The following is a 25,717-nucleotide window of genomic DNA, read 5'->3' as shown; positions in this document are numbered from 1 at the left end:
CGCCTTTCGCGCCGATCGGCCGGTAACCCGGATCAGGCGGTCTTGTGGTGTTCGCCCTTCACCCAGCGCACGGTGCCCGAACTGGCGCGCATCACCACGCTTTCGGTGGTCATGATGCCGCCCTTCTTGCGCTTCACGCCTTCGAGCAGCGAGCCATCGGTCACGCCGGTCGCAGCGAAGATCGCGTCGCCCTTCACCAGGTCTTCAAGATCATAGAGCCGATCGAGGTCGGTGACGCCCCACTTACGCGCGCGGGCGCGTTCGTCGTCGTTGCGGAACAGCAGGCGACCCTGGAACTGGCCACCGACGCAGCGCAATGCTGCCGCCGCGAGCACGCCTTCCGGCGCACCGCCCGAACCCATGTAGATGTCGATCGTGGTGTCGGGGTTGGTGACCGCGATCACCCCGGCGACGTCGCCATCGGGGATCAGGACGATGCCGCAGCCGATCGTACGCAATTCGGCGATCAGCTTTTCATGGCGCGGACGATCGAGCACACAGGCGATGATCTCGTTGGGCTGCACGCCCTTGGCGGCCGCCAGCGCGTTGATATTCTCGGTCGGTGTCCGGTCGAGGCTGACGATCCCCTTGGGATAGCCGGGGCCAACCGCCAGCTTGTCCATATAAACGTCGGGGGCGTTGAGCAGGCCGCCTTCTTCGGCGATCGCGAGAACAGCCAGTGCGTTCGGGCCAGCCTTGGCGGTGATCGTCGTGCCTTCTAGCGGATCGAGCGCGATATCGATCTTCGGCCCGGTGCCGATCGCGGCGCCGACCTTTTCACCGATGTACAACATCGGCGCTTCGTCGCGTTCGCCTTCGCCGATCACGACGGTGCCATCGAACTCCAGCCCGTTGAAGGCTTCGCGCATCGCTTCCACCGCGGCTGCGTCAGCGGCCTTTTCATCGCCGCGGCCGACCAGCTTCGACGCGGCAATCGCCGCAGCTTCGGTCACACGCACCATTTCGAGCACCAGCACGCGATCGAGCGCCTTGCTTGCCTTCACCATTTTTCCCACGCCTTTCAGGATATTTTGTCGCGCGGATAGGCAAAGCCGATGAAAAAGTCGAGAATCGATCCACCTGACGCTGCGACGGAATGTTCGCCAATATCGCCCAACGACGCGCAGGGACGATCTTCACCGTTGTTTTACCAAAGGGAATTACAAATCTGGGCTACGATCGTCAGCGGAGATCATCATGAGCCTGGCAGCCAAGCTGCGCCAAATCTTCGACGATGAAGAACGTCGGTCGACGCGCACCCGGCTCAGGCTGGACGCGGGCGTCCGCCATGGCGATCAGCCTTTTTCCGAAATTACCGTCCATGATCTGTCGGCCACCGGCTTTCGCGCCGAATCGACCGCCGACCTGTCACCGGGCATGATCGTTGAAATCGATCTGCCCGGAATCGGCGTCCGCGACGCCGAAGTGATGTGGGCCGGCCACCCCTATGCCGGTTGCGCCTTCCGCGAACCGCTGCTGCGCGAACAGATTTGCGCCGCGCTGGACGCAAGCCCCGTCGTATGGGGGGAATTCGGCGCGCCGGACGATAATCTGTCCGCGCTGTCCCGTAGCAATCACACATATTTCAACGACGTCGTCGAACTGACGGCCACCCCGGAGGCAGCGCCGGCGCCGGCGATCGAAAAACTGCCGCTGCAACAGCGGATGCTGGCGATTCTTGGCCTGAACAGCCTGCTCTGGGCGGCAATCGTCGCGGTCGCCGCCGGGCTGTGGATTTTTATCGCCTGAATAGGGCGCGGCCCCGGCGCCATCCTGGCCGGGCATCGTTCGGAAGCGGCCCCGCACCAACGGCCACCGCTTCCGACAGACGCGTCAGATATCCAGGATGTGCATCAGCATCGGCTTGCCCAGCAGGCTGGACGATCCGTTCAATCGTTCCAGCGCCTGCGTCACGGCCTGTTCCGGGCAGTCATGCGTCACCATCACCAGCAGCACATTGCCATCGGCCGCCACGCCGCGCTGGATCATGCTTTCGATCGACACGCCGGCATCGCGCATCGCCGCGGTGATTTCCGCCAGCACGCCCGGCCGATCGGCGACGGTGAAACGCAGATATGCGCGGCCATGGCGTTCGCCGGCCGCCGCCGGGCCAAGCCGGGCGAGGCTCGCCACCGGCATCGCGAAGGCCGGGCCATATTCGCCGCGCGCAATATCGATCAGGTCGGCGACAACCGCCGATGCGGTCGGCCCTTCGCCAGCGCCACGGCCCTCGAAAAACAGCCGCCCGACGAAATTGCCCTCGGCCACCACGGCATTCAGCGAACCGACGACATGCGCCAGCGGATGGGCCAGCGGAACAAGGCAGGCATGGACACGCTGGAACAGCCCGCCTCCGCCGGCTTCGGCAAGGCCCACCAGACGAACACGAAAGCCAAGGGCCGCGGCTTCGGCGATATCCGCCGCAATGACATGGCGGATGCCCGAAATCTGCACCGCATCGAAATCCAGGGTCGTGCCGAACGCGAGGCTGGCGAGGATCGACAGCTTGTGCGCGGCGTCGACGCCGTCGATATCGAAACTGGGATCGGCTTCGGCATAGCCAAGCGCCTGCGCTTCGGCGAGCACATCGGCAAAATCCAGCCCTTCCTGTTCCATCTTGGTCAGGATGTAATTGCAGGTGCCGTTGAGGATGCCATAGACATGGCCGATCTCGTTGGCGGCCGCACCTTCGCGCAGGCCCTTGATGACGGGAATGCCGCCGGCCACCGCCGCTTCATATTTCAGCGCGGCGCCAGCCTTTTCGGCGGCTTCGGCCAGTTCGATGCCGTGATGTGCGATCATCGCCTTGTTGGCGGTGACGAACGCCTTGCCCCCCGCCAGCGTGGCCCGCGCCAATGTCAGCGCCGGGCCATCGGCGCCGCCGATCAGTTCGACGACCACGTCGACATCATCACGCGCGGCCAGCGCAGCCGTATCGTCGGCCCAATCGAAACGGGACAGGTCGACACCGCGATCGCGCGTGCGATCGCGCGCGGAAATCGCGGTAATCACGATCGGGCGCCCTGCCCGACGTTCGATCAATGCGCGGTTTGCGTCGAGCAGCTTCACCACCCCACCGCCAACCGTGCCAAGCCCCGCGAGCGCGATGCGCAACGGCTGCGTCATGAACCATTTCTCCAGGCTAAATTCTCCCTGCCTCCTAGTCGCCTGCATGCCGCCTTGCCAAGCATTTGCGGCATGCGTCGCGCCTCAAGCATTTGTTTACCGCTCCGCCCCTAGTTTCGTCAGGCTGGGGCCTGAAATTACGATCATGGAGTCGCGCCCATGTCTACGATACCGTCGCTTCGGCGGGAACATTCGGATCTGACCCGCCGTGCCATGCGGCTGCGTCAGGCGATCGCCCAGCCCACCATGTCGCCCCGTCTGCTTCAGGAACGTCGCGAATTTGCCGATTTGCTGGCCCGGCATCTCGCGGCCGAAGATGGGCTGATCTACCCCAGCCTGATCGCCGATGGCGACCGGCGCATGGCCGCCGTGGCCCGGATGTTCGTCGACGAGTTGGGCGGCCTTGGCGCCGCCTGGTCGGAATATTGCCGGTTGTGGGACGATCGGGCGATCGCCGCCGACTGGCGCGGATTCGCCGCAGCCACCGAACCTCTGCTCAATCTGTTGGCCACCCGCATCCTGCGCGAGGACCGCATCCTCTATCCATTGGCCGAACGCGCCGTGGCCCGGCGGGCGGCCTGACAAGGATTGCGCCCCGCGCAATCGTCCGGACATCCTTCGCACTTGCAGCAATGATGCACTGCACCATAACTTTTCCGGCAGGAGAGCGAGCCTGATCGATACCCAAATGGAGATCGTTCGATGCGCCTTCTGAAGATTGCAGCCACATTTTTCGCTTTCACCGCCCCGGTTCTCGCTATCGCGCCAGCGTCGGCGAAAACCGAATGGACCGAAAGCCGTTTCACCCGCAACGGCGACGAATATGTCGTCAAATCTGCCCAGGTCGGCGAAATCACCCGCCTCAAGGGCCATGTCGTCGGAAAATTCGTGAAGTTCGACCTGAATGTCCGTGGCGATCGCGTCCGCGGCATCGTCAACAACACCAACGTCGAATTTCGCCGCAGCGACTGGGTCGCCCAAATCGCCAGCCGCTGATGCCAACCGGCCCCGCGCATCCCGAAGCGCGGGGCCGTTGCGCTTGCAGAACGTCGCGTTTGAAGTGCCATTGCCCTCGAACGGAGGAACGAGATCGCTCCCGCCTTGTTCTTCCTGCGCCCCCTCGACGGGGCTGTGAAAGGAGTATCGGCATGCCGAACCAGAAGCAGGATGGCCATGACGAAATGGCCCGCAATCAGGAACGCGAACGTCAGCAACAGGCCAAGCGCCAGCAACAGCAACAGCAGCGCGGCCAGCCCAGCGATCGCCAGGGCGATGAGGGACGCGAACGGACGGATCGCGACAAACAACGCTGACCTTATATGGTCTCTTGATTGGGCCGCCTGCGGGCGGCCCTTTTCTTGGGTGGCCCGTCTGTTTCCGAAGCGACGGCAAATTACCTCCATAAGGGAGACGAAAGCTGGAACGATCTGAATGTTACGGGTGGATAAAGCCAAGCTGATTACGCAAGCTGGCAACAATCTCGATTCGGATTGTTAAATATGCGTAATTCTGAAGCGTATAAAAATCGGCAGCGGCGTGATGCGTTGCGCGTGGCGCGCGCGCTGATGGTCGACGCGCTCGATCGGCTGGACGCCCATTCCCGGTCGCCCGCCGCCGCGACGCTCGATCTCGCCCTCCACCATCTCGATCGCGAATTAAAGGCGCCCGTGCCCATGTCCTGACGCATCGCCCTTGCCGCCGCCCCCCCTGATCGGCCAAAGGCAGTGCGTGACGATCAACATCGAAATGGGCAACGACGCCGCCGGCCGCCCGGTGGTGATGGACGTGGAGGAGCTTCTGGCGACCCGCCTGCTCGTCCAGGGCAATTCGGGATCGGGCAAATCGCATCTGCTGCGCCGGATGCTCGAAGAAAGCGCCGGGGTCGTCCAGCAGATCGTGATCGATCCCGAGGGCGATTTCGTCACGCTGTCCGGGCCTTTCGGGCATCTCGCCATCGAAGCCGGCGATTATAGCGAGGCGGAAATCGCCCGTGTGGCCACCCGCGTGCGCGAACATCGCGTCTCGGTGGTGCTCAGTCTCGAAGGGCTGGAACTGGAAGCGCAGATGCGTTGCGCGGCCGTCTTCCTCGCCGCCTTGTTCGATGCCCCGCGCGATCATTGGTATCCCGCACTGGTCGTCGTCGATGAAGCCCAGTTGTTCGCGCCCGCCGTCGCCGGCGAGGTTTCCGACGAAGCCCGCCGCGCATCGCTGGGGGCGATGACCAATCTGATGTGTCGCGGGCGCAAGCGCGGGCTGGCCGGGGTGATCGCCACCCAGCGCCTCGCCAAGCTGGCCAAGAATGTCGCAGCCGAAGCCTCCAACTTCCTGATGGGCCGCACCTTCCTCGATATCGATATGGCGCGTGCGGCCGATCTGCTGGGCATGGAACGGCGTCAGGCCGAACAGATTCGCGATCTTGCGCGGGGCCAGTTTCTGGCGCTTGGCCCCGCAGTGTCGCGCCGCCCGGTCGCGATCAACATCGGCACGGTGCAGACGTCGGCCCGTAGCGGCAGTCCCAAGCTGGTGCCGCTGCCGGCGGCATCGGGCGAAGATGTCGGCCAGCTCATCCTCGCCCGCGATGATTCGCCCCCGCCGCCGCCGCCGCCTGTCCGTGCCCCCGTGCCGTCGGAAGAACTGATCCGCACCATCGCCCGGCCGCAGCTTGCGCCCGCCACCGACAGCCCGGCAGCCCCCGCCATGGACGAAGACGAACGTGAGGCGATCATCGCCGCGGTGCTCGCCGATATCAGCGCCGACCCGGACGCCTCGTTCCGTTCGGTCGCCGTGCTGTATCAGGATTTCCAGCTGCGCTGCCGGATGCGCCGGTTGAGCGATGTGCCGCTTGATCTTCCGGCCTTTCGCCGTCGCATGGCGATGGCGCGCGCCGGCCTGTTCGACGAACGCGAAGAAGGCTGGGCCGATGCGCTGGCGCTGGCCGGCGAACTACCCGAAGACATGCTGGGCGCGTTCCTGCTGATCGCACGCGCCGCCCGCGAAGGCCGCGAAGCCCCCGGCGAAACCGAACTGGGCGAAGTCTATGGCACCCGCTCGCCCGGCCGCGTCCGTCGGCTGATCGCCTATATGGAGGCCCGCGATCTGATCGTCGTGCGCACCGATCTGGGTGGCAAGCGGTCGATCGTCCTGCCGCGTCTGGGCTGGACCACCGCATCGTCCGCCGCCGATGCCGAAGCCCCGGCCCGTCCGGCCCCACGGCCGACCGACAACGCCACGCTGTTCTGATCCGGCCGGATCAGCCCGCCGGCTTGACCACGCGATAAAGCACGCCACGATCCCGCCCGTGCCAGATCGGCACCAGATCCGGTTCGTGCGGCCAGCGATCCCGCGGCATATCGATCAGCCAGAAATAATCGAAGGCGTCGCGCGGAAAATTGGCGAGCGTGTCGTCCCACGTCGGCTCGCCGGCTCCATGGCATTCCTGCGGACGAAGCAATTGGGTCGGATCGGTCGCAAACCGCCCGGCCGCGGCATATTTCACCGTCAGCAACTGCGCGCCGGCCATCGCCCACTGGCCGTTGGCAAAGGCATCACGCCGCACGATCGCCTGGCTGCCAAGATGGTCCATGCGCGATGTCGCCCAGTGCGACTGGCATTTGAGATTGACCAGCACCATCACCGCCGATCCGGGGCGGATATGATCGATCGCACCCAGCTGGCCATCATATGCGCGCGAGAAATGCGCGAAATTCCATGTCGTTGCACCAACCCGCGCAACGCAGAACAGCGTGGCGGCAAGGGCGATCCCGGTGATGAAGCGCCGGCTGCTATCCGCAGCCGGGGCCAAGGCGATCAATCCAATCGCCAGGGCATAAGGCAGCAACCGCATGTCGGCATAAGCCGATCCCAGCAGGATCCGCGGCAACAGGATGAACACAAGCAGCAGGATCAACGTCGCCAGCCCCAGCATCCGCTCGAACCGCAATCTGATCCGGAACAATCCGGCGACCAGCAGGCCGCACAGCACCGCAACGCTGCCAATGTCGAACAGCATCCAGCGTTCGCGCAGCGCCCAGATCAGCCAGCGGAACTTGGCGGCAAGATTGAACCAGTCGCCTGTCTGCCCGGCAACATTGCCGCTGCGCCACGCCAGCATCAGCGCGATCGGCGGCCATAACGGCCAGGTCGCCAGCCCCGCCCGCCAGATTGCGTGGAACCGGCTGCCACCCTGTCCGCGATCACGCACCAGTTCCGATGCGAAGGCCAGCAGCCCCAGCACCCCCCAGCCGAAGCTGTGGACCAGCCAGATCAGGCTGCCGATCGGAACAAACAGGGCCGCGCGCAATGTCCACCGCCCGGCACGGCCAAGCCGCAACCACAAGGCGAACGCCAGAAAGGCCAACGCCATCGACAGTGCAAAGTTGAGGAACCCGAACTGGAACGGATAGCCAAAGGCCAGCGGCAGCGCGAACGCGGCCGTCGGCGGCACACGTCCATGCACTTCGCGCGCGATCAGCAGCAAGCCGGCTGCCGTCAGCGGCGGCACCGCCAGCGCAATCAGCTTTACCGAAAGCTGGAGACCGAACAGCTTGGACATGGGGATGACCAGCAGATCGACCCCGAGATTGCCCAGCAGCGCCCATTCGAAACCGAAATAGCGCGACAGATATGGCGAATCGCCGATCGTGAGCTGGACGTGATAGCGCGCAAGATGGCCCAGCACGTCGGTCAATGGCGGCAAGGGCGGATAGATCAGGGGGACCGCGCACAGGAGAACCAGTGCCACGGCATAACGCCAGTCGGCCCACCATGGCTGGCGATCGTTGGGGGATGTGGCAGTCATGCGCCGGCGCTTATTCTCCGCCCTGCGCCGGCCCGCAAGCGGCGATTTTGTCTCAGCCGATGATTCGCCACACCCGCCAGGGCGTTCCACCTGCCGCGACCGGCGCCAGCCAGTGGGGCACATGTCCGGCCGACAGGCGGGCATGCAGCCCCTGCGGGTTGCGCCGGGCATAGATTTCGGCCTCGGTCGGCGTTCCGCAGATCGCCACCAGCGTGGCTTGATGCCGTTTCAGGATGGTCCGCGCGGCGGTGTCATCACCGCTCCACGCCGCCATCACATCGGCGATCGCGCGGCCATTGCGGTGATATGGCCCGGCGATACCCCGATGATGGCTGTGCACGATCAGGGCCGGGGTTGCATCGATGGTTGCCAGCATCGTACCCGCAGGCACGGCATCCAGCGCCGCAAGCGCGGTCGAATCCAGGCAGGCCGTCGTGGCGCTTTTGGCCCGCGCTTCGGATGTCGTGTCGGGCGGATCGCCCACCGCCAGGGCCACCACCATGCGCGGAATGAGAGCGGTCACCGTCAGCGCCAGAAGAACCGTCCCGAAAACCCGAATCAGCGATGATTGGCTGGCGGCAATGCGCCGGTGGGCCAGCCAGCCCAATGCTGCCGCGCCGGGCACCGCCAACGCCTGCGCCGCCACCGCCGCCCGCGTCTGCAGCAGCATCAGGCCGATGGCTGCGATCGCCAGCGCAAGCAGGATCAGCCAACCCCGATCCCATCCACGGATGCGCAGCATGGCAAGCGCACCCACAACGCCAATCAGCGGCAGCACAAGGGCTGCAACCAGGGTTTCGGTGGATTGCCGGTACAGCGGCAAGGCTTCGACGACCATCTCCAGCCAGAGCCGCCGCGCTTCCGGATCAACCGCATGGTACGGATCGATCAGGCACCCGCCCGCCGGTCCCGCCAGGGGCAGGGCTGCCGCCACGCCGATCAGCCCCAGCACCGCCACTCGCCGGCCCGGTGTGGCAACCGGCCGGATCGTCGCCACGCCGATCCCGGCGCATCCGATCAGGATCGGCAGCGCCCACGCCACCGAAAGCGTGTCGCACCCGAAACCGAAACGCGCGGCTGGCGGGATGAACAGCAGCAGCGCCGCGCCGATGCCGATCGCCAGTGTCACCGCCAGCATGCGCAAACGCGCGCGTTCGGCCGGTTCGGCGATCCAGCCAAACGCAGCAAGCGCCAGCCCCAGCAGCAGGAAGGGCAGCATTTCCACCCCGATGGCCAGCGACGCGGCGATGGCCAGACCCGCGACCGCGCCGCCCGCGCGCCGTTCGGGCGCGACAAGGCCGCCTGCCATCGCCAGCAGGGCAACGATCTGCCAGCCATGGTGATCGATCCTGAGTGGCGAAAGCATGCCGGTGACGGGCCCCGCGAACAGCAGGATCAGCGGCGCCCAGCCCCAGGCCGATGGCGCGATCGTCCGCCGCGCGATCAGCGCTGCGGCGGCCATGGCCGCCAGCAGGGTGATCAGCGGCACGATGACGGCCGCAGCCAGTTCCGCCGCAGGTTGGCCGATGAAAGGGGCAAGCGGGCGAATGATCGCAGCCAGCGGCAGATCGACCAGCCGGCTCCAGTGGATATCGGCACCCACCGGCCAGTCGAGGCGCGATTGGCGCGTGTCGAACCAACCCTGGCCGGCCAACCAGTCGCGCACCTGCAGCATCCGCATATTATCATCGGTGTCAGGCAGCGCGCCCATGACGATCGCCGGCCATTGGCGCCACACCATCCACGCCGCAGCCGAAGCCCATAAGGCCAGCAGCCCGCCCCACCAGCGGGCGCTGGGCGTCGCGGTGGTTTGCGCCACGGGCAGATCGATTGGTTCATGTTGCACGACCGCCGCATACCCCCGCAGCCGCCAACATCGGGTTAACCGCGCTGTGCCGCACGACCGCTTCAAATCGGCCGCAGCGATCATTACAGCGCGATCCCGTGACCCGGATCAGAAACCACGCGATCGCCCTTGCGGCGATCCTCATATTCGCCGCTGCCGCATGGTTCAGAATTGCCGGCACGCTGGCCGAACCCTTATGGCTCGACGAAGCCTACAGCGCCTATGCGGCGAACAAGGGCTTCGATTTCCTGTGGCAGATCGTGCCTCGGTACGAAACGCATCCGCCATTTTATTATTCGCTGTTGCGGCTGTGGACGCTTGGCTTTGGCGATTCGCTCGCGGGTTTGCGCGCGCTGGGCATGGTGTGCGGCATGCTGACCCTGCCGGTCATGGCGCTGGCGGCGCGCGAAGCGGCGCGGATGCTGCGCCTGCCCGCCTTGCCGATCATGGCCGCATCGCTCGTGCTGGCGGCGTTGTCGCCGGCGCTGGTCGAAATGGCGCGCGAGGTGCGGCCTTATCCCGTGCTGATCCTCGTCTATGCAATGGCCCTGCTGGCCCTGCTGCGCGCCGCGCGCATCACCGGCGAAACCGGCGCGATCCCGCCCCGGCCCTTCGCGCTCTATATTGCCAGCCTTGCCTGCACCTTTTGGCTGCACAGCCTTGGCGTGCTTTATGCCGCCAGCCTCGGCCTTGCCGCGCTGGCGCTGATCGCGCGGCGGGGATTGGCCCGCAACGACTGGCTGCGCTTCTTCGGCGGCCACGCGCTCGCGGGCCTGTTATATCTGCCCGGTCTCCTGATCCTGATCGATCAGGCGCCGACCTGGGTGCAATCCACCTGGCTGCGCTTCAGCTTTACCGGCCTCGAATGGCGGCTTGCCGAACTTTATGGCGTGCGCACCATCACGGGAATGATAGCCGCCGGCGTGCTCGCACTGTTCGGGTTATGGACGCTGGCCTGGTCCGGTCCGGGCCGCCGGCTGGGCCTGGCGCTGCTGGCCACATCCCTGATCCCGGTGATCGCATCGATTACAGTGTCGCTGCTGGTGGCGCCGGTCTTCATCGTGCGGACGATGACGGCGGTGGCGGTGCCAACGCTGCTGCTGTTCGCGATCGGCGCCGGCGGGTTTCTGGCGACGCGCGGCTGGTGGCGCTGGCTGGCACCGCTGCCGTTGATCGTGCTGGCCTGGCAGATGGTGACGATCGACCGGCAACGTCGCGCCGGCCCGCCGATGCAGGACTGGTATCCGGCGCTGCGCTGGCTGGACGAACGCTATCGCCCCGGCGATATCGTCTGGGCCTATCCCAATGAAGGGGCGCTGCCGTTCGATTATGCGGCGCGTGATCTCGGCATGATCGTCGCGACCCGGCCGATCCCCACCGCCGTCCCCACGCTCAACGGTGGCCCGGGAGCGTGGAATCCCACCGGCAGCCGTGGCGTCGTCTCGCTGCCGGCCGAACGGCTCAAGGCCTTGGCCGATGCGCCCGATGCGCAGCGCGTGCCGACGATCTGGCTGCTGCGGCTGGGCGCCAACGCCTATGACAAGGGCGATCATCTGCTGCGCGCACTTGAATTCGGGCGCGTCCGCGTCGCCGATTGCGAAACCTATCCGATCGACATCATCGGCCTGGCCCGCCCCGATGTCGCCAGCCCGCCGCCGTCCTTCCCGGCCAAGCGGGCGCGGTGCATACCGTCAAAACCCTGAAACGAAAATCGCCGCCCCCGCACTAGGCCGGGGCGGCGATCCATATTCGCTACGGGACGAATTACCGCCCGTCGCGGCGGCCCAGCAGGCGCAGGCGCAGCGCATTGAGCTTGATGAAGCCCGCCGCGTCGCGCTGGTCATAGGCACCGGCATCGTCCTCGAACGTGACGACCTTTTCGCTGTAGAGCGTGTAGGGCGACTTGCGGCCGATGACGTAGACGCCACCCTTGTAGAGTTTCAGGCGAACGGTGCCCGTCACCTTGTCCTGGCTGTGATCGATCGCCGCCTGCAGCATTTCACGCTCGGGCGAGAACCAGAAGCCGTTATAGATCAGTTCGGCATAACGCGGGGCGAGTTCGTCCTTCAGATGCGCCGCACCCCGATCGAGCGTGATCTGTTCGATCCCGCGATGCGCGAGGTGGAGGATCGTGCCGCCCGGCGTTTCATACATGCCCCGGCTCTTCATGCCGACGAAACGGTTCTCGACCAGATCAAGCCGGCCGATACCGTGCTTGCGGCCAAGATCGTTGAGCTTGGCGAGCAGCGTTGCCGGCGACAGGCCTTCGCCGTTGATCGCCACCGCATCGCCGCGCTCGAAATCCACCGTGATGATTTCGGGGCTGTCGGGCGCGTCCTCGGGATTGACGGTGCGCGAGAAGACATAATCCGGCACTTCTTCCCACGGATCTTCCAGCACCTTGCCCTCGGACGAGGTGTGCAGAAGATTCGCGTCGGTCGAGAAAGGCGATTCGCCGCGCTTGTCCTTGGGCACCGGGATCTGGTGCTTTTCGGCAAAGTCGATCAGCGCGGTGCGGCTGGTCAGATCCCATTCGCGCCATGGCGCGATCACCTTGATGTCGGGCGACAGCGCATAATAGCCCAGTTCGAACCGAACCTGATCATTGCCCTTGCCGGTGGCGCCATGGCTGACGGCATCGGCGCCGACCATCTTGGCGATTTCGATCTGGCGCTTGGCGATCAGCGGCCGCGCGATCGACGTGCCCAGCAGATAAAGCCCTTCGTACAGCGCGTTGGCGCGCATCATCGGATAGACATAATCCTTCACGAACTCCTCGCGGAGATCGTCGATGAAGATATGCTCGTCCTTGATGCCCATCAGCTTGGCCTTGGCGCGGGCCGGCTCCAGTTCCTCGCCCTGGCCGAGATCGGCGGTGAAGGTGACGACCTCGCAGCCGTAGGTCTGCTGCAGCCATTTCAGGATGACGCTCGTATCGAGCCCCCCGGAATAGGCCAGCACCACGCGCTTCACATCGTTCGTCATCTCGATCTCCGAAAGGGGCCGGCTCACCGGTGTTGGCGCGCTCTGCCACAGCGTTCGGGAGTCGTTCAAGCGCGATACAGTTGCACCAGCCCAACATGTCAGCATTGAAACTTGCTTTCAGGGTCGAACATCGCCGGCAACATCCCTCTGCGAATCGGGGAAGGTACCCGGAAGGCCGCACGGCGCGGCCGACAGAATGGAAGGAACGAACTCCATGAAGAAGCTCGCAATCGGTGCCTCGCTCGCCGCCCTCATCGCCATTCCGGCGCTGGCCTTTCAGGCAACGCCGCCCGCCGGAAAGGATCGCGTCGAAACCCGCGCGGCGGTCGAAGCCAAGGTGAAGGATCATTTCGCCCGGATGGATCTCAACAAGGACGGCATCGTCACGCAGGACGAAATCAAGGCCGGCCGCGATGCGCGGATGAAGGAACGCGCCGACCAGCGCTTCGCCGCGCTCGATACCGACAAGAACGGCCAGATCAGCCGCGCCGAATTTGATGCCGGGCGTGGACAGGGCCGCGAACGCTTTGCCGAACGGCGTGGCGGTGGCGATCATGAAGCCGGCCGCGGCGGCCACCATCGCGGTGATCGGATGGGCGGCCATCGCTGGGGCGGCGGCGACCGCGGGGGCAACTGGTTCGCGATGATCGACGCCAACAAGGATGGCAAGGTCACGCTCGCCGAAGCCACCGCAACGCGCCTCGCCTGGTTCGATAAGGTCGACACCAACAAGGATGGCACGGTCACGTCGGGCGAACGCAAGGCCGCCTTTGCCCAGATGCGCGCGGAACGCGGGCCTAAGCCGGCCAGCGCGCCCCAGCCCAAATAAGGGAAACGCCGCCGGCTATTCGGCCGGCGGCACCCGCACGATCAGGCCATCAAGGGCCTCGTTCAGCGCAACCTGACAACCAAGCCGGCTTGTCGGCTGGCGATGGACGAGGCCCTCGATCATTTCGGCCTCCTCCGCATTCGGCGCTTCCAGCCGGTCGGCCCAGGCCGGGTCGATCCAGACATGGCAGGTTGCGCACGAACAAATGCCACCACAGGTGCCGATGATCCCGTCGACCCCACCCATCAGGGCGGTTTCCATCAGGGTCATCAGCGGCAGGGCGTCGGCGGAAACGGCCACGCCGTCCTGCTGGATATAGGTGATGCTGGGCATATCCGCGCTCCCGCTCAGGCCGTGAAGGTGACGGGAACGTGGGTGAAACCGCGCACCTGTGGCGAATGCATCCGCTGGAGGCCCGCCTCGTCGACCGCGAAATCACCCATCATCGCCAACAGTTCCTCCATCGCCACCTTTGCCTCCAGCCGCGCCAGCGCCGCCCCCAGACAGGCGTGCAGCCCGCCGCCAAAGCCCAGATGATCGCGCGGGTTGCGGCGGATGTCGTACATTTCGGCATGCTCATATTTGCGTTCGTCGCGATTGGCGCAGGTGAACAGCAACGCCACCTTCGCGCCGGCCGGAATCGTCCGGCCGTGCAGTTCCACCTCGCGCGTCGTCGTCCGCGCCATCATCTGCGTCGGTCCGTCGAACCGCATCGTTTCCTCGATCGCCGAAGGCAGCAGCGCCGGATCGGCGCGCAGCAACGCCAGTTGATCGGGGTGACGATGCAACTGGAACACCATGTTGCCGATCAGCTTGGTCGTCGTTTCATTGCCGGCAATCGACAGGATGAAGATATAGCCCAGCACCTCTTCATGGGTGAGTTCGCCCGCGGCCTCGGCCGCCATCAGCGCGGCGATGATATCGTCGCGCGGCGGTTCACCCGCGCGGCGCTTCATGTCTTCGTCGAAATAGCCAAACAGGGCGATGGTCGCGTGCATCCCTTCGTCGGGCATTTCGAACACGCCTTCGTCGCGGTGGACCACCGTATCGGTCCAGTCGCGCAATTTGTCCTCATCGGCACTGGGAAAACCAAGCAGGCGGCAGATGATCGCCATCGGCAGCTTGGCGGCAAAATCGGTGATGATGTCGATGCGCCCCGCATCGCGATGCGGCGCCAGCAGCGTGCGCGCCAGGGTCCGCACATTGTCTTCCAGCACCGCCACCTTGGCCGGGGTGAACAGGCCCGCGATCAGGTGGCGCATCCTGGTGTGAACCGGCGGATCAGCGTTGATCAGGACCGGCAACTGCGCCTTGAGCGGTTCGAGCGTGGTGCCCTGCGCGCTGGAAAACAGGCCGAAATTGCGTACCGCCGCCAGGCAATCGTCATAGCGTGACAGCGCCCAGAAATCGAACCTGGCATTGTGGAACACCGGCGCTTCATCGCGCAGCCGGCGATACACCTGATAGGGATCGTCGTGCAGCGCATAGTCGAACGGATCGTAATTCACATCGTCATGCGCCATGCGCCAGCCCTCTCCCGCCGCCGTGCGCCCTTTTGGCGGGCAGCTTGTGGCGACGCCGGGAATCTAGGCGACGATCGATCCGTCGCTAAATGACGATATGGCGCATATCAGGACAATTTTATCATAATGGCCATCAATGCTTCGCAATGCCCGGAATGCCGCCGGTCCGACGATAATTTGCTTCACGCATGCAAATGCGCTTATGCTGCGCCTGACGCAGCCATAACCACGCAAAGCATGCATATGGCCGCTGAATTATGTCATCTTTCGAAGCGAGAGGCGGGTGATGGCGCAATTGAACTGGACAACATTGGCCGAAACGTCAGTCGAGGGCATCGCCGTCCAGCTGCGCCGTTATGATCTGCCCGCGCCGGTTGAAATGACGGTGCGCGAGGAACGTCCGGTCGTCAGCATGATGCTGCCGCCTTATCCGGTCGAACGCCTTGGGCGCTATGATGGCGGCGGCGATTATCACGGGCTGGGCAATATCGTCTTCACCCCGCCCGCTGCCGATTGCCATTTCCGTGGCGATGGCGGCAAGCCGATGACGCTCAGTTGCCTGTTCGATCGCACCTTGTTCGATCGCGTCACCCGGATCGACGATGGCTGGAGCCGGGGCCGCCTGCTCGCAACGCTGGATGTCGGCGGCACCGCCGGCGGCGCGATCGATGCGATGCTGCGGCGGATGGCTGAAGAATTGCGCGCGCCCGGCTTTGCCACCGAAACGCTGATCGAAGGCCTCGGCCTTGCCGCGCTTGCCGAACTCAGCCGCTTCCTGCACGCCGATACCACGTCCGCGCCGCGCACCAGCGGCCAGCTCAACGCCACCCAACTGCGCCGGCTCGATGAATATGTCGATGCCTTCCCGCGCCGTGCACCGACGATCAGCACGCTTGCGGGCTTGCTGGGGATGAGCCCGCGCCGCCTGACCACCTTGTTCCGCGATACCACCGGCCTCACCGTGCGTGCATGGGTCGAAGCCAAGCGCATGGATCAGGCGCGCCGGCTGCTTGCCGATACCGATCTGCCATTGAAGGCGATCGCCTATGATCTCGGCTTTGCCAATCAGGGCGTCTTTTCCACCGCCTTCCGCCGCGTCGCGGGCCTTGCTCCCAGCACCTATCGCGATCGGTACAAATGACCGGTCGGCACAAGCCTGTGCTGCCCGACGAAAGTGAATCAGCGCGCGGAATGCTTCTCACCGCCTTATCCTGAGCGCAATGCAAGGGAGATGAAGATGAAGGCGGTTCGCGTTCACGGGCCTGACGATGTCCGGCTCGACGAGATCGACACCCCGGTAGCGGGGCCAAAGGACGTGATCGTCCGCGTCGCGACGGCCGGCATCTGCGGCAGCGATGTCACCTATGTCCACGCCGGCGGCGTGGCCGCGCCCACGATCGATCCGTTCGGCCTCGGCCATGAACTGTCGGGCACCGTTTCCGAAGTCGGCGCCGATGTGACGGGGATTTCCGCCGGGGATCGCGTCATCGTCAACCCGATGGGGGATGGCAACGGCATCGGCAATGGCGTGCCCGAAGGGGCGTTCGCGCCCTATCTGCTCGTCCGCAACGCCACTGTGGGCGGCGCGATTCACAAGATTCCGGACACGATGGCGTTCGATCGCGCGGCGCTCGCCGAACCGCTGTCGGTCGGCCTCCATGCCGTCAACCGTTCGGGCGCGAAACCGGGTGACAAGGTCGTCCTGTTCGGCGCGGGGCCGATCGGCCTCGGCATCCTCTTATTCCTGAAACAGCGCGGGCTGACCGACATTGCGGTGGTCGACATGACCGAACAGCGGCTCGAACGCGCGCGCCAGCTGGGCGCCACCGTCACGATCAATCCGACCAATGAAGATGTGGAGGCCGCGCTCGGCAAGGCCTTTGGCGCTGGCGACGTGTTCGGCTGGCCGGTGGTCAACGCCAATCTGTGGTTCGAAGTGACGGGTGCTGCCCCCGTCCTCCAGTCGATCGTCCGCATGGCGCCGTTCCACGCGACGATGCTGGTCGTCGCGGTCCACCACGAACCGGTGCCGGTGAACTTCCAGATGGCGCTCGGCAAGGAAATGTCGATCATTACCTCGATGGCTTACCCGGACGAGTTTCCCGATGTGATCGCGACGCTCAATGATCCCGCGATCGATGTCGCGCCGATGATCAGCCACAGCTTCCCGCTCGATGATTTCATGACCGCGTTCGCCGTCGCCCAAGACAAGGACGCGTCCGCCAAGGTGCTGGTGACATTTGATGACTGACACGAACATGATCCGCATTGCCGATCTCGCCAATCCCGAACTCACCGATCTCCAGAAGATGGTGATCGGCTCCGCCCCGCCCGTGACGATGGACATCGAAGCGGTGCTGGCCGCCGCGCGCGCGGCCACCGGCCTCGATGATTTCGGCGCACCCGATTTCCGCGAGCGGCTGGGCGTGTGGCTGGCCGCATTCGACGCCGATACCGGCCTCGGCCCGCTCGGCCGCGCCGGCATGTTCGGCGATTGCGTGCGCTATGCGTCGGCGCGGTTGCGCGTCGAGAATCTCCACCGCCGCCACCCGGAAATCGCCGATGTCGCGATCGACCGGCCGATCCTGATCGCCGGCCTGCCGCGTTCGGGCACCACCCACCTCGTCAACATCCTCGCCGCGGATCCGCGCCTGCGGTCGATGCCGTTGTGGGAAACGATGGAGCCGATCCCGGCGGACAATGATCCGCAGACCGTGCCCGGCGAAGATCCGCGCTACACCCGCACCCGCGAAATGTGGGGCCAGTTCGAAACGCTCGTGCCGCTGATGCCCGCGATGCACGAAATGGCGCCCGATCACACCCATGAGGATATCGAACTGCAGGGCGCGGATTTCTCGTCCTATCTGCCCGAATGGCTCAGCCGGCCTTATGCGTGGCGCGAATATTATGCCCGCCATGATCAGACGCCGCATTATGCCTATGGCAAGCGCGTGCTGCAGGCGATGACGTGGCTGCGCGGTCCCAATCGCTGGGTGATGAAATCGCCCCCGCACATGGAAAATTTCGGGCCGTTGACCGCGACCTACCCGGACGCGACGGTGATCGTCACGCACCGCGATCCGCTGGCGGTGATCCAGTCGGCGATCACCATGCTGGCTTATGGCGATCGCATCCGCCGCACCCTGCCGCTCGATCTCAACGAACTGGCGACCTACTGGATCGACCGGATCGAAATGCTGCTGCGCGCCTGCGTGCGCGACCATGACAAGCTTCCCGCCGGCCGTTCCCTCGACGTGCTGTTCCACGAATATATGGCCGATCAGAAAGCGGTGATCGCCAAGGTTTACACCATGGCCGATCTGGAAATGACGCCGGACGCCGAAGCCAGCATCGATGGCTTCCTCGCCGCCAATCCGCGCGGCAAGCATGGCCAGGTCGTCTATGATCTCGCCGGCGATTTCGGCGTCAACATCGGCGAACTGCGCGAACGCTTCCAATTCTATTATGATCGCTTCCCCGTCCGGCGGGAGCGTATGGCCGGAGAGACAGCATGACCGACGCCGCCAACGATCGCCTGCTTTCGGGCCGCGCATGGGATGATTATTGCGAAACGGTGCGCCGCGCCGGCCATATGATCAACCGTTTCGGCGATGATGCCGACACGCTCGACCGCGCCGAATGGTATCGTTTCATGACGCGCCTGATGCGCAACGGCTTCGAACGCTTCATGGAAAATTGCGAGCCGGAACGCCCCCGCCTGCGCGATGCGCCGTGGCGGCAGGGGATCAATTTCCAGTCGCCCGATCAGGATCATCTGCTTGCGGAATTTGTCGACGGATCGGCCGATTACCGCATCGTCGGCAATCGCGGCACGATCCCTTATTTCGTGATGGCGGCGTGGGATGCCAAGCAGCCCACCGATATCGGCGCGCGCGACTGGGCGGAACGCGGCACCGATGGCCTGGCTGAATTCGATCCGGCCACCCTGCGCACCACCGGCTTCTTGCAAAGCGACACGATCCGTTTCGACGCCGACGGCAATTTCGAAGTGATCGTCAGCCAGAAGAAGCCCGAAGGCGACGTCGCCTGGCTGCCGATCAGCGAACATTGCGTCGGCCTGCTCGTCCGCACCGTCTATCACGAACGCGGCAAGACGGTGGCGCCGGTGATGCGGATCGAACGGCTCGACGGATCCGAACCCCGCCCGATCCGGCCGGCAGACATGAGCGAGGCGCTCGCCAAATCCGGCCAGTTGGTCCTTGCCTATGCCGAACTGGTGCGCGCCTGGTGGCAGGATAATCTGGGCAAGCGGCCCAACCGCGTCCGCTTCAGCCGGGCGGTCTATCTGTCGAACGGCGGCGTCCCCGATCGCCATCATGGCTTCGGCACATGGGAAAAGGCGGCGGACGAAGCGCTCGTCCTCCACTTCACCCCCACCGAATGCGATTACTGGATCTTCCAGCTGTGCAACATCTGGCAGGAAAATCTGGATAATTACGAAGACGGCCAGGGCTATGTGCAGAAATACACGGCCAATTACGAAGCCGACGGGTCGATCCGCCTGATCGTGGCGGATGAGGATCCGGGCATCGGCGGCAACTGGATCGATCCCTATGGCCACGCCCATGGCGGGTGGAGCCTGCGCCTGATCAAGACGCAGGGCGAACCGCCGGCGGTAACGCTCCACCGCGTGTCGCTCGCAGCGCTCAAGCGTGACGGCCTTGCCGCACTCGATACGGTCGAGGCGGTCGAAACCGGCGAAATCACCGATTGATCTCTGGCGGCGGTGGCGGCGTTCGCGCCATCACCGCCGCGGATCAGATGCCGGCCGCCCAGTCCATCGCCTCGGCCGCATCGCGGGGTTCGAACGTCCGCAGTTCGACGAACGGCACCAGCGGCCGCATGACATTGACCATCGTGCGGATCCACTGCCGGTCCGTAATCACCGCTTCCCGTGGGAACCGGTTGAGCTGAAACAGCTTGGACAGGCTGTAGCGCGCGTCCTTCAGCCCGGCTTCGAAGGTGATATCCGTAAAATGGGTGAGATCGGCGAGCACGCCAATCTTCTCATGCCGCGCCAGCCGTGCTTCGATGTCGGCGATCATCCGGTCATAATCATCACCGTCAAGCGTGCCGGCCAGCCGATACGCCGCGACATGATCGGGGGACGGAAGGATTTCGAGCATCATCGCCTCCTGCCTGTCACGGGATAACGGTCGGCGGCCAATCCGTATCCATGCGCCGCGCTCTACCTCCGCCGGACAATAGCAGCGACCGGAACAATGTACTAATATCCGAGCGTGATCACCCGGTGGGGCAGAATAGCGACGATCTCTATCCGCCCTTAGGAAGTGTGGGGAGGAAGCATGAAATTCCGTGGGAATTTTCTGGCGGCCATGTTCCTGTGCAGCCTTACGGCTTCCAACACCGCAGTCGCACAAACGGGCCTGATGGGCGGCCTCGCCGGCTTTTCCGGCTGTGTTCAAGGATGCATGGAAGAGCGCACGATCAGCGGCAAGCAATGTGACGCTTTATGCCGCTGTGTCCTGACAATCGAACTGAGCCGGTCGCAGGAAGAACTGCAAAGGATGCAGCCCAAAGCCAAGGCGTGCCGGGCCAAGATATTGCAGGGGGTGCAATCATCCACGGCCGAACCTCTTCCACCCAGGAACGGGCCGACAAGCGCGACGGCCGGTCGTTCGATCGGGAGCGACATCCTGGTCTGCACGCCGCAATATACGCTGCCCGATGGAAGCCAGTCACAGGAAATGGCCCAGGCCATCGCCAGCGGTGAAATGAAACAACATTGGACGGATGTGGATGGTCAACTCAATGGGATGAAAGCGGACAAGAAGAGCGCATTTCACAAGGTCGCCGCAACCGATGGCATCCGCCTCACGATCAGCCATTTTCGGAGCAAGGACAAGGTCGCTGCACTGGCTGTGATGCCGGGGAATAACGGCCAGTGTCCGCCTCGCCATCGTAGCGAATTGTACAATCTGAATGAATGGCTCAGCAAGCCTGGCATTCGTCCCAGAGGCATAACCGGCCGCTGAGATTACGGTCGGATACGATGGCGTGAGAACCGCCTGGACAGGCCGTCGTCGACGAAATCGCGGGTATCATTGTCTGCTCGCCGGAAAACGTCGAACGAATCCACAGAACCTATGTTGACGCCGCAGCGGTTGTAGTGGCACTGAGCGAGCGGATCAGCCGGGCCGTGGCAACCGCCCTGCGAACTGATACGGCGGATAAGCCGTTAAGTGGTTGAGAGTGCGGGTATAGCATAGTGGTAATGCTCTAGCCTTCCAAGCTAGCTAGAGGGGTTCGATTCCCCTTACCCGCTCCAACCTTGTCACAAGCGCATATCTTACAGGCGTTATGCACCTGCTGGCGGGTCTGCGGGTCCGTGGCTGTCCACGTCCCCGCAGCCCATATCAGCGCTTAGCCCTGCTTCGGCGCGCCCGGAACCGCCATGTAATAATGGCCGGCGTTCAGGCCGCCATCGACCGACAATTCGGTGCCGATGCAATAGGCGGCATCGTCCGACGCGAGGAACGCGGCCGCCGCGCCGATATCCGCCGGATCGCCTGCGCGCTGCGCCGGATAGACCTTGAAGCCCATGTCGAACATTTCGCGGGTCACCCCGGCCTGGTTGGCCAGCGGCGTATAGATGCCGCCCGGGTGGATCGTGTTGACGCGGATGCCGCGCGGGCCAAGTTCCAGCGCGACCGACTGGCTGAAGCCACGCACGCCGAACTTCGACGCGCAATAGGGGCTAAGGCCGTTCGCCGCCGAAATGCCGTCGGCCGAACTCATGTTGATGATCGTGCCGCCACCGGCGCGTTCGATCGCGGGGATCACGGCCTGCGTGCCGATCATCGTGCCGATCAGGTTGACCTCGATGATCCGGCGCATTTCTTCTTCGGTCAGATCGTCGAGCGCCTTGAAAATCAGGATGCCGGCATTGTTGACCAGGCAATCGAGCTTGCCGAAGCGCGCTTCGGTCGCCGCGATCACGCGGTCCCATTCGGCGCGCGACGAAACGTTGAGCTTTTCGAACACGGTCACGTCGCCCAGTTCGGCGGCCAGTGCCGTGCCTTCGGCTTCCAGCAGATCGGCGATCACGACGCGCGCGCCTTCCTGCACGAAACGACGGACGATGCCTTCGCCAATGCCGCGCGCACCGCCGGTTACGATCGCTACCTTACCTTCCAGACGCCGCATATTCTTCTCCTTATGCTCCGATTGATCGCCATCCATGCCAGCAAGCAGGGGTGACAACACCGTCCATTTGCGGCGTATGGCCGTTCAATCCGGGCGGATCGCGCTCGCTTCGATCCGGCCGTCGGGCAACCGGATTCCGCTCACCCGCACGCGTTTTTCCACCAGATCGACCGGGGTGCGCGGCAGATCGAGCCGCCACACGCCGCCGCCATCGCATTTCAGGACAAAGCCGCCGCCATCGCGGATCAGCAGGCCGCTGGCTTCGGCCGCATCACCCGGATTCACGCCGCCGGTTCCGCGACCAGCCCGATCGACACGCCGAATGGCAGGCTGTGGCGGCCCACCCAGTGGCGCTCGGCGGCGAACAGCCCTTCGAGGATGCGATTGACCGGTGGCGACGGCATGGCGTCATCCCCGCCTTCACGCCCGGTGATCTTGCCCAGCCCGCGCGCCGCCGCGATCAGCGGGAACAGGACGGTGTTGAAATGGGTCGCGTGCCGCACCCGCAGCCCGCTGTCGGCGAACACGCGCTTTGCCCCCGCCATCGTGTAGCGCCGCTGATGATGGTGCGCCACGTCGTGCGCGCTCCACATCCAGGGGGCGGCCGGCACGGTGACGAGGATGCGGCCGCCGGGCGCCAGCCTTGGCACCAGCGACGCCAGCGCTTCGCGATCGCCGGGAATATGTTCCAGCACATCGAGCAGGACGATCAGGTCGTAGGCGCCGTCCTCCAGGTCCACGCCATCGGGCAGCAGCCCGCCTTTTACCGCGACGCCGGTGCGCGCGGTCGTCAGCGCGCGCGCCTGATCGTCCGGCTCGATCGCATCGACCGTGCCGTAGCGTTGCAGCATCGGGATGTTCGATCCGGTGCCGCAGCCCACTTCCAATATGCGTGCGCCGGGCCTGGGCCGGGCCTGCTGTTCGATCAGCGTGGCGATGATCCGGCGCCGCGCGACGAACCACCAGTGCGCGCCGTCAATCTCCGCCATGCGATCGTAAATGGCTCTATCCATGACGAATCACGGCCTTCAATCATCCTCTCCGATCCGCATGCGGATCACATAGATCGGCCGGTGCTTCACCTCGACGAGGATGCGCCCGACATATTCGCCAAGGATGCCAAGCGAGAGCAGCTGCACGCCGCCGAGAAACAGGGTCGCCACCATCATCGACGGGTAGCCGGCGACGTCCGCGCCCAGCAGCACCGTGCGGATGACGACATAGCCGGCGTAAAGCAGCGCGAACAAGGCGACCATCGCGCCCAGATAGCTCCACACCCTGAGCGGCACCGTCGACGCCGATGTGATGCCGTCGATCGCCAGCGTCCACAGCTTCCAATAGTTGAACTTGGTGGTGCCGACAGCGCGTTCGGCCCGGTCATATTCCACCGCCGTCTGGCGGAAGCCGCTCCACGCGAACAGCCCCTTCATGAATCGGTTGCGTTCGGGCATCGCGCGGATCACCTCGACCACCTTGCGATCGAGCAGGCGGAAATCGCCGGCATGTTCGGGGATCTTGTCCGACGACAGCCAGTTGTGCGCGCGGTAATAAAATTCGGCGGTGATCCGCTTGGGCAGCGAATCCGTCTGGCGGTCGCGCCGGACGCCGTAAACCACCTCGAATCCGGCGCGCCAATGATCGAGCATGGCGCCGATCACTTCGGGCGGATCCTGCATATCCACGTCGATCGGGATGACGGCATCGCCGCGCGCATGATCCAGCCCGGCCGACAGCGCGGCTTCCTTGCCGAAATTGCGCGACAGCGACAGCGCCCGGATGCGCGGGTCGGCGCGGTGCGCGGCATGGATCGCGGCCAGCGTCGCATCATGGCTGCCATCGTCGATGAACAATATTTCCCAGCCCAGCGGGACGTTGCCGGGTTCGCGCAGGGCATCGAGCACGGCGGTGACACGCGCCACGAACGGCGCGATCGCTTCCTCTTCGTCCTTGACGGGCACGATCACCGACAGGCGCGGCGCTACGGGCGGAACGGGCATCGCGGGGTTTTCCATTGGGTCTCGCGCCGCGCATAGCGGGTTGCGCGGCGATCGAACACAGATTTTGGCGGGATCAGGCGTGCAGGCCCTGCAACAGGCGCGGCAGTTTGCCGGTTTCGCCACGCGCTTCGGCCATGAAGCGGCGCTTGAGCGGTGCGATCCGTTCGACCGCGCCAAGGCCGAAGCGGCGGACGGCCGAAGCCGTGCGGCCGCGCACCCCGAACAACCGGGTCAGCCCGTCGGTGGCCGCCGCGACCATGAAGGTGTCGAGCGAACGCCACCGTTCATAACGCGCCAGCAGTTGCGCATCGCCCAGATCCATCCCCAGCCGCGCGCCTTCGACCAGCACTTCGGTGAAGCAGGCGACATCGCGGAAACCAAGGTTCAGGCCCTGCCCGGCGATCGGGTGGATGCCGTGTGCGGCATCGCCCACCAGCGCCAGCCGTTCGCCGGTGATCTTGGCGGCATGGTGGAAACCCAGCGGATAGCTGGACAAGGGCGACGCCAGTTCGATCGCGCCCAGCAGCCCGCCCATCTTCTTATATGCTTCGGCCGCAAAGGCGCGCGGCCCCAGCCCCAGCATCGCCGGCGCATCCTTGCCGCTGACCGTCCACACGATCGCCGAACGATGCCGCCCGTCCGCGTCGTCGTTCAACGGCAGGATCGCAAATGGCCCTTGCGGATAGAAGATTTCATGGGCGACGCCTTCATGCGGGCGTTCGTGCGTCACCGAACCGATGATCGCGGTGTGATCATAGCTCCAGTTGGCGATGCGGATGCCGGCGGCCTCGCGCGTCGGCGAACGCCGCCCTTCGGCGCCGATCAGCAACGATCCGCGCACCGTCCGCCCGTCCGCCAACGTCACATGCGCGCCGGTTGCGTCGCGGCGCACGTCCGCCGGCCGCGCGGGCATCAGCAGCGTGATATTCTTGGCGGCCAGCGCCGATTCGCGCAGCGCCGTGCGCAACGCGCGATTTTCGAACATGATGCCGACCGCGCCGTCATCCTCGCCCGGTTCGAACAGCAGGGCCTGCGGGGTCAGCCCATCCGTCACGCGGATCGTTTCGATCGGGCAGCCCTTGCCTTCCAGCCGCGCGCCGACGCCGATCGTCTGCAGCATCCGCCACGGCGCGCTGGCCACCGCCGATGCGCGGCCGTCAAAGCCCGCCGCAAGCGTCGCCTGCGGGTCCGCCGGATCGATCACGATCGAACTCAGGCCGTGCGCATCGAGCGCGATCGCCAGCGTCAGGCCGACAAGGCCGCCGCCAAGGATGATGACATCGCTTTCCATGATCGCCTGTTAGCCCGTGTCGGCGATCCGCGCCACCAGTCTCGACGGCTCGCCGCAGCCGCGCTTGACCGGGAGTCGCCGCCAAGGGCATGGTCGCGCGACGGAACATTTCAGGCACGCCCGGCGCATACCGG

The 25,717-nt window shown here is 65.0% G+C and carries 26 protein-coding genes and 1 tRNA gene; 14 read left to right on the top strand and 13 right to left on the bottom strand.

The window, feature by feature from the left end; all coding sequences use genetic code 11:
* Positions 1 to 32: 32 nt before the first annotated feature.
* Positions 33 to 1,007: a class II fructose-bisphosphatase gene (gene glpX / locus KC8_RS14355; RefSeq protein ID WP_010124159.1), complete on the bottom strand. Its 975-nt coding sequence runs from the start codon at positions 1,005 to 1,007 to the stop codon at positions 33 to 35.
* 190 nt (positions 1,008 to 1,197) lie between these two features.
* On the opposite strand from glpX, the gene KC8_RS14350 reads away from it, so the two are divergent.
* Entirely contained in the window at positions 1,198 to 1,749 is a 552-nt protein-coding gene (locus KC8_RS14350; RefSeq protein WP_010124158.1) for a PilZ domain-containing protein, read from the top strand.
* An 84-nt stretch (positions 1,750 to 1,833) separates the two neighbouring features.
* Here KC8_RS14350 and KC8_RS14345 read toward each other — a convergent pair whose 3' ends face one another.
* Positions 1,834 to 3,126, bottom strand: a complete 1,293-nt coding sequence (locus tag KC8_RS14345) for a homoserine dehydrogenase (RefSeq protein ID WP_010124157.1) — start codon at positions 3,124 to 3,126, stop codon at positions 1,834 to 1,836.
* A 159-nt stretch (positions 3,127 to 3,285) separates the two neighbouring features.
* On the opposite strand from KC8_RS14345, the gene KC8_RS14340 reads away from it, so the two are divergent.
* The 5 genes from KC8_RS14340 to KC8_RS14325 all read left to right on the top strand — a co-directional run bounded on the left by KC8_RS14340 (position 3,286) and on the right by KC8_RS14325 (position 6,366).
* The gene (locus KC8_RS14340) at positions 3,286 to 3,708 is read left to right on the top strand and encodes a hemerythrin domain-containing protein (protein WP_010124155.1); all 423 of its coding nucleotides are present in this window, start codon (positions 3,286 to 3,288) and stop codon (positions 3,706 to 3,708) included.
* Positions 3,709 to 3,828: 120 nt separating this feature from the next.
* Positions 3,829 to 4,122, top strand: coding sequence for a hypothetical protein (locus KC8_RS14335; protein WP_010124154.1), 294 nt, complete (start codon positions 3,829 to 3,831; stop codon positions 4,120 to 4,122).
* A 152-nt stretch (positions 4,123 to 4,274) separates the two neighbouring features.
* Positions 4,275 to 4,439 (top strand): hypothetical protein, encoded by a 165-nt coding sequence (locus KC8_RS19900; protein WP_157663928.1) that lies wholly within the window; start codon positions 4,275 to 4,277, stop codon positions 4,437 to 4,439.
* Between the two features lie 186 nt (positions 4,440 to 4,625).
* Complete coding sequence (locus KC8_RS14330) at positions 4,626 to 4,808, top strand: hypothetical protein (protein ID WP_010124153.1); 183 nt, start codon at positions 4,626 to 4,628, stop codon at positions 4,806 to 4,808.
* 64 nt (positions 4,809 to 4,872) lie between these two features.
* The gene (locus tag KC8_RS14325) at positions 4,873 to 6,366 is read left to right on the top strand and encodes an ATP-binding protein (protein WP_192807685.1); all 1,494 of its coding nucleotides are present in this window, start codon (positions 4,873 to 4,875) and stop codon (positions 6,364 to 6,366) included.
* Between the two features lie 10 nt (positions 6,367 to 6,376).
* On the opposite strand, the gene KC8_RS14320 is transcribed toward KC8_RS14325, so the two are convergent.
* Together KC8_RS14320 and KC8_RS14315 are read right to left on the bottom strand one after the other, a co-directional pair.
* On the bottom strand, positions 6,377 to 7,924 hold the full coding sequence (locus tag KC8_RS14320) for a hypothetical protein (protein ID WP_010124151.1): 1,548 nt from the start codon (positions 7,922 to 7,924) through the stop codon (positions 6,377 to 6,379).
* A 52-nt stretch (positions 7,925 to 7,976) separates the two neighbouring features.
* Entirely contained in the window at positions 7,977 to 9,770 is a 1,794-nt protein-coding gene (locus KC8_RS14315; RefSeq protein ID WP_138956618.1) for an AcrB/AcrD/AcrF family protein, read from the bottom strand.
* A 98-nt stretch (positions 9,771 to 9,868) separates the two neighbouring features.
* Here KC8_RS14315 and KC8_RS14310 point away from each other — a divergent pair, with 98 nt between their 5' ends.
* Positions 9,869 to 11,473, top strand: coding sequence for a hypothetical protein (locus KC8_RS14310; protein ID WP_010124148.1), 1,605 nt, complete (start codon positions 9,869 to 9,871; stop codon positions 11,471 to 11,473).
* A 61-nt stretch (positions 11,474 to 11,534) separates the two neighbouring features.
* On the opposite strand, the gene KC8_RS14305 is transcribed toward KC8_RS14310, so the two are convergent.
* Complete coding sequence (locus tag KC8_RS14305) at positions 11,535 to 12,755, bottom strand: argininosuccinate synthase (protein WP_010124147.1); 1,221 nt, start codon at positions 12,753 to 12,755, stop codon at positions 11,535 to 11,537.
* A gap of 214 nt (positions 12,756 to 12,969) precedes the next feature.
* Here KC8_RS14305 and KC8_RS14300 point away from each other — a divergent pair, with 214 nt between their 5' ends.
* Positions 12,970 to 13,584 carry a hypothetical protein gene (locus tag KC8_RS14300; RefSeq protein ID WP_010124146.1) on the top strand — a complete coding sequence of 205 codons (615 nt, stop codon included), beginning with the start codon at positions 12,970 to 12,972 and terminating at the stop codon, positions 13,582 to 13,584.
* A gap of 15 nt (positions 13,585 to 13,599) precedes the next feature.
* On the opposite strand, the gene KC8_RS14295 is transcribed toward KC8_RS14300, so the two are convergent.
* Both KC8_RS14295 and KC8_RS14290 read right to left on the bottom strand, forming a co-directional pair.
* A complete protein-coding gene (locus KC8_RS14295) occupies positions 13,600 to 13,917 on the bottom strand; it encodes a 2Fe-2S iron-sulfur cluster-binding protein (RefSeq protein WP_010124144.1) in 318 nt (105 codons plus the stop codon).
* Positions 13,918 to 13,931: 14 nt separating this feature from the next.
* Positions 13,932 to 15,107, bottom strand: a complete 1,176-nt coding sequence (locus tag KC8_RS14290; protein WP_010124143.1) for a cytochrome P450 — start codon at positions 15,105 to 15,107, stop codon at positions 13,932 to 13,934.
* A 286-nt stretch (positions 15,108 to 15,393) separates the two neighbouring features.
* On the opposite strand from KC8_RS14290, the gene KC8_RS14280 reads away from it, so the two are divergent.
* The 4 genes from KC8_RS14280 (at position 15,394) to KC8_RS14265 (ending at position 19,842) form a co-directional block, all read left to right on the top strand.
* Positions 15,394 to 16,248: a helix-turn-helix transcriptional regulator gene (locus tag KC8_RS14280; RefSeq protein ID WP_029624342.1), complete on the top strand. Its 855-nt coding sequence runs from the start codon at positions 15,394 to 15,396 to the stop codon at positions 16,246 to 16,248.
* Between the two features lie 96 nt (positions 16,249 to 16,344).
* On the top strand, positions 16,345 to 17,358 hold the full coding sequence (locus KC8_RS14275; protein ID WP_029624341.1) for a zinc-dependent alcohol dehydrogenase: 1,014 nt from the start codon (positions 16,345 to 16,347) through the stop codon (positions 17,356 to 17,358).
* Positions 17,351 to 18,622, top strand: coding sequence for a sulfotransferase family protein (locus tag KC8_RS14270; protein WP_029624340.1), 1,272 nt, complete (start codon positions 17,351 to 17,353; stop codon positions 18,620 to 18,622). The genes KC8_RS14275 and KC8_RS14270 overlap by 8 nt, the downstream gene beginning before the upstream one ends.
* Positions 18,619 to 19,842: a DUF1214 domain-containing protein gene (locus KC8_RS14265; RefSeq protein WP_010124138.1), complete on the top strand. Its 1,224-nt coding sequence runs from the start codon at positions 18,619 to 18,621 to the stop codon at positions 19,840 to 19,842. Before KC8_RS14270 ends, KC8_RS14265 begins: the two co-directional genes overlap by 4 nt.
* A 43-nt stretch (positions 19,843 to 19,885) precedes the next feature.
* Here KC8_RS14265 and KC8_RS14260 read toward each other — a convergent pair whose 3' ends face one another.
* Positions 19,886 to 20,254 (bottom strand): STAS/SEC14 domain-containing protein, encoded by a 369-nt coding sequence (locus KC8_RS14260; protein WP_138956617.1) that lies wholly within the window; start codon positions 20,252 to 20,254, stop codon positions 19,886 to 19,888.
* A gap of 180 nt (positions 20,255 to 20,434) precedes the next feature.
* On the opposite strand from KC8_RS14260, the gene KC8_RS14255 reads away from it, so the two are divergent.
* Positions 20,435 to 21,124, top strand: a complete 690-nt coding sequence (locus KC8_RS14255) for a hypothetical protein (RefSeq protein WP_010124135.1) — start codon at positions 20,435 to 20,437, stop codon at positions 21,122 to 21,124.
* A gap of 219 nt (positions 21,125 to 21,343) precedes the next feature.
* Positions 21,344 to 21,417: transfer RNA gene (locus KC8_RS14250), tRNA-Gly, on the top strand.
* A gap of 95 nt (positions 21,418 to 21,512) precedes the next feature.
* Here the strand turns inward: KC8_RS14250 and KC8_RS14245 are convergent.
* The 5 genes from KC8_RS14245 to KC8_RS14225 form a co-directional block, all read right to left on the bottom strand.
* The gene (locus KC8_RS14245; protein WP_029624339.1) at positions 21,513 to 22,295 is read right to left on the bottom strand and encodes an SDR family NAD(P)-dependent oxidoreductase; all 783 of its coding nucleotides are present in this window, start codon (positions 22,293 to 22,295) and stop codon (positions 21,513 to 21,515) included.
* A gap of 84 nt (positions 22,296 to 22,379) precedes the next feature.
* On the bottom strand, positions 22,380 to 22,580 hold the full coding sequence (locus KC8_RS14240) for a DUF5818 domain-containing protein (protein ID WP_010124132.1): 201 nt from the start codon (positions 22,578 to 22,580) through the stop codon (positions 22,380 to 22,382).
* Positions 22,577 to 23,308, bottom strand: coding sequence for a class I SAM-dependent methyltransferase (locus KC8_RS14235; RefSeq protein ID WP_029624338.1), 732 nt, complete (start codon positions 23,306 to 23,308; stop codon positions 22,577 to 22,579). The genes KC8_RS14240 and KC8_RS14235 overlap by 4 nt, the downstream gene beginning before the upstream one ends.
* Positions 23,309 to 23,323: 15 nt before the next feature.
* Positions 23,324 to 24,292 carry a glycosyltransferase family 2 protein gene (locus KC8_RS14230; protein WP_010124130.1) on the bottom strand — a complete coding sequence of 323 codons (969 nt, stop codon included), beginning with the start codon at positions 24,290 to 24,292 and terminating at the stop codon, positions 23,324 to 23,326.
* Between the two features lie 73 nt (positions 24,293 to 24,365).
* The gene (locus tag KC8_RS14225) at positions 24,366 to 25,583 is read right to left on the bottom strand and encodes an FAD-dependent monooxygenase (RefSeq protein ID WP_010124129.1); all 1,218 of its coding nucleotides are present in this window, start codon (positions 25,581 to 25,583) and stop codon (positions 24,366 to 24,368) included.
* Positions 25,584 to 25,717 lie beyond the last annotated feature (134 nt).

Origin of the sequence: Sphingomonas sp. KC8, from assembly GCF_002151445.1 — a bacterium.
Classification (GTDB): Bacteria; Pseudomonadota; Alphaproteobacteria; order Sphingomonadales; family Sphingomonadaceae; genus Sphingomonas_E.
The sequence above is the reverse complement of the archived record's forward strand: the minus strand, read 5'-3'. Positions and strand labels throughout refer to the sequence as shown.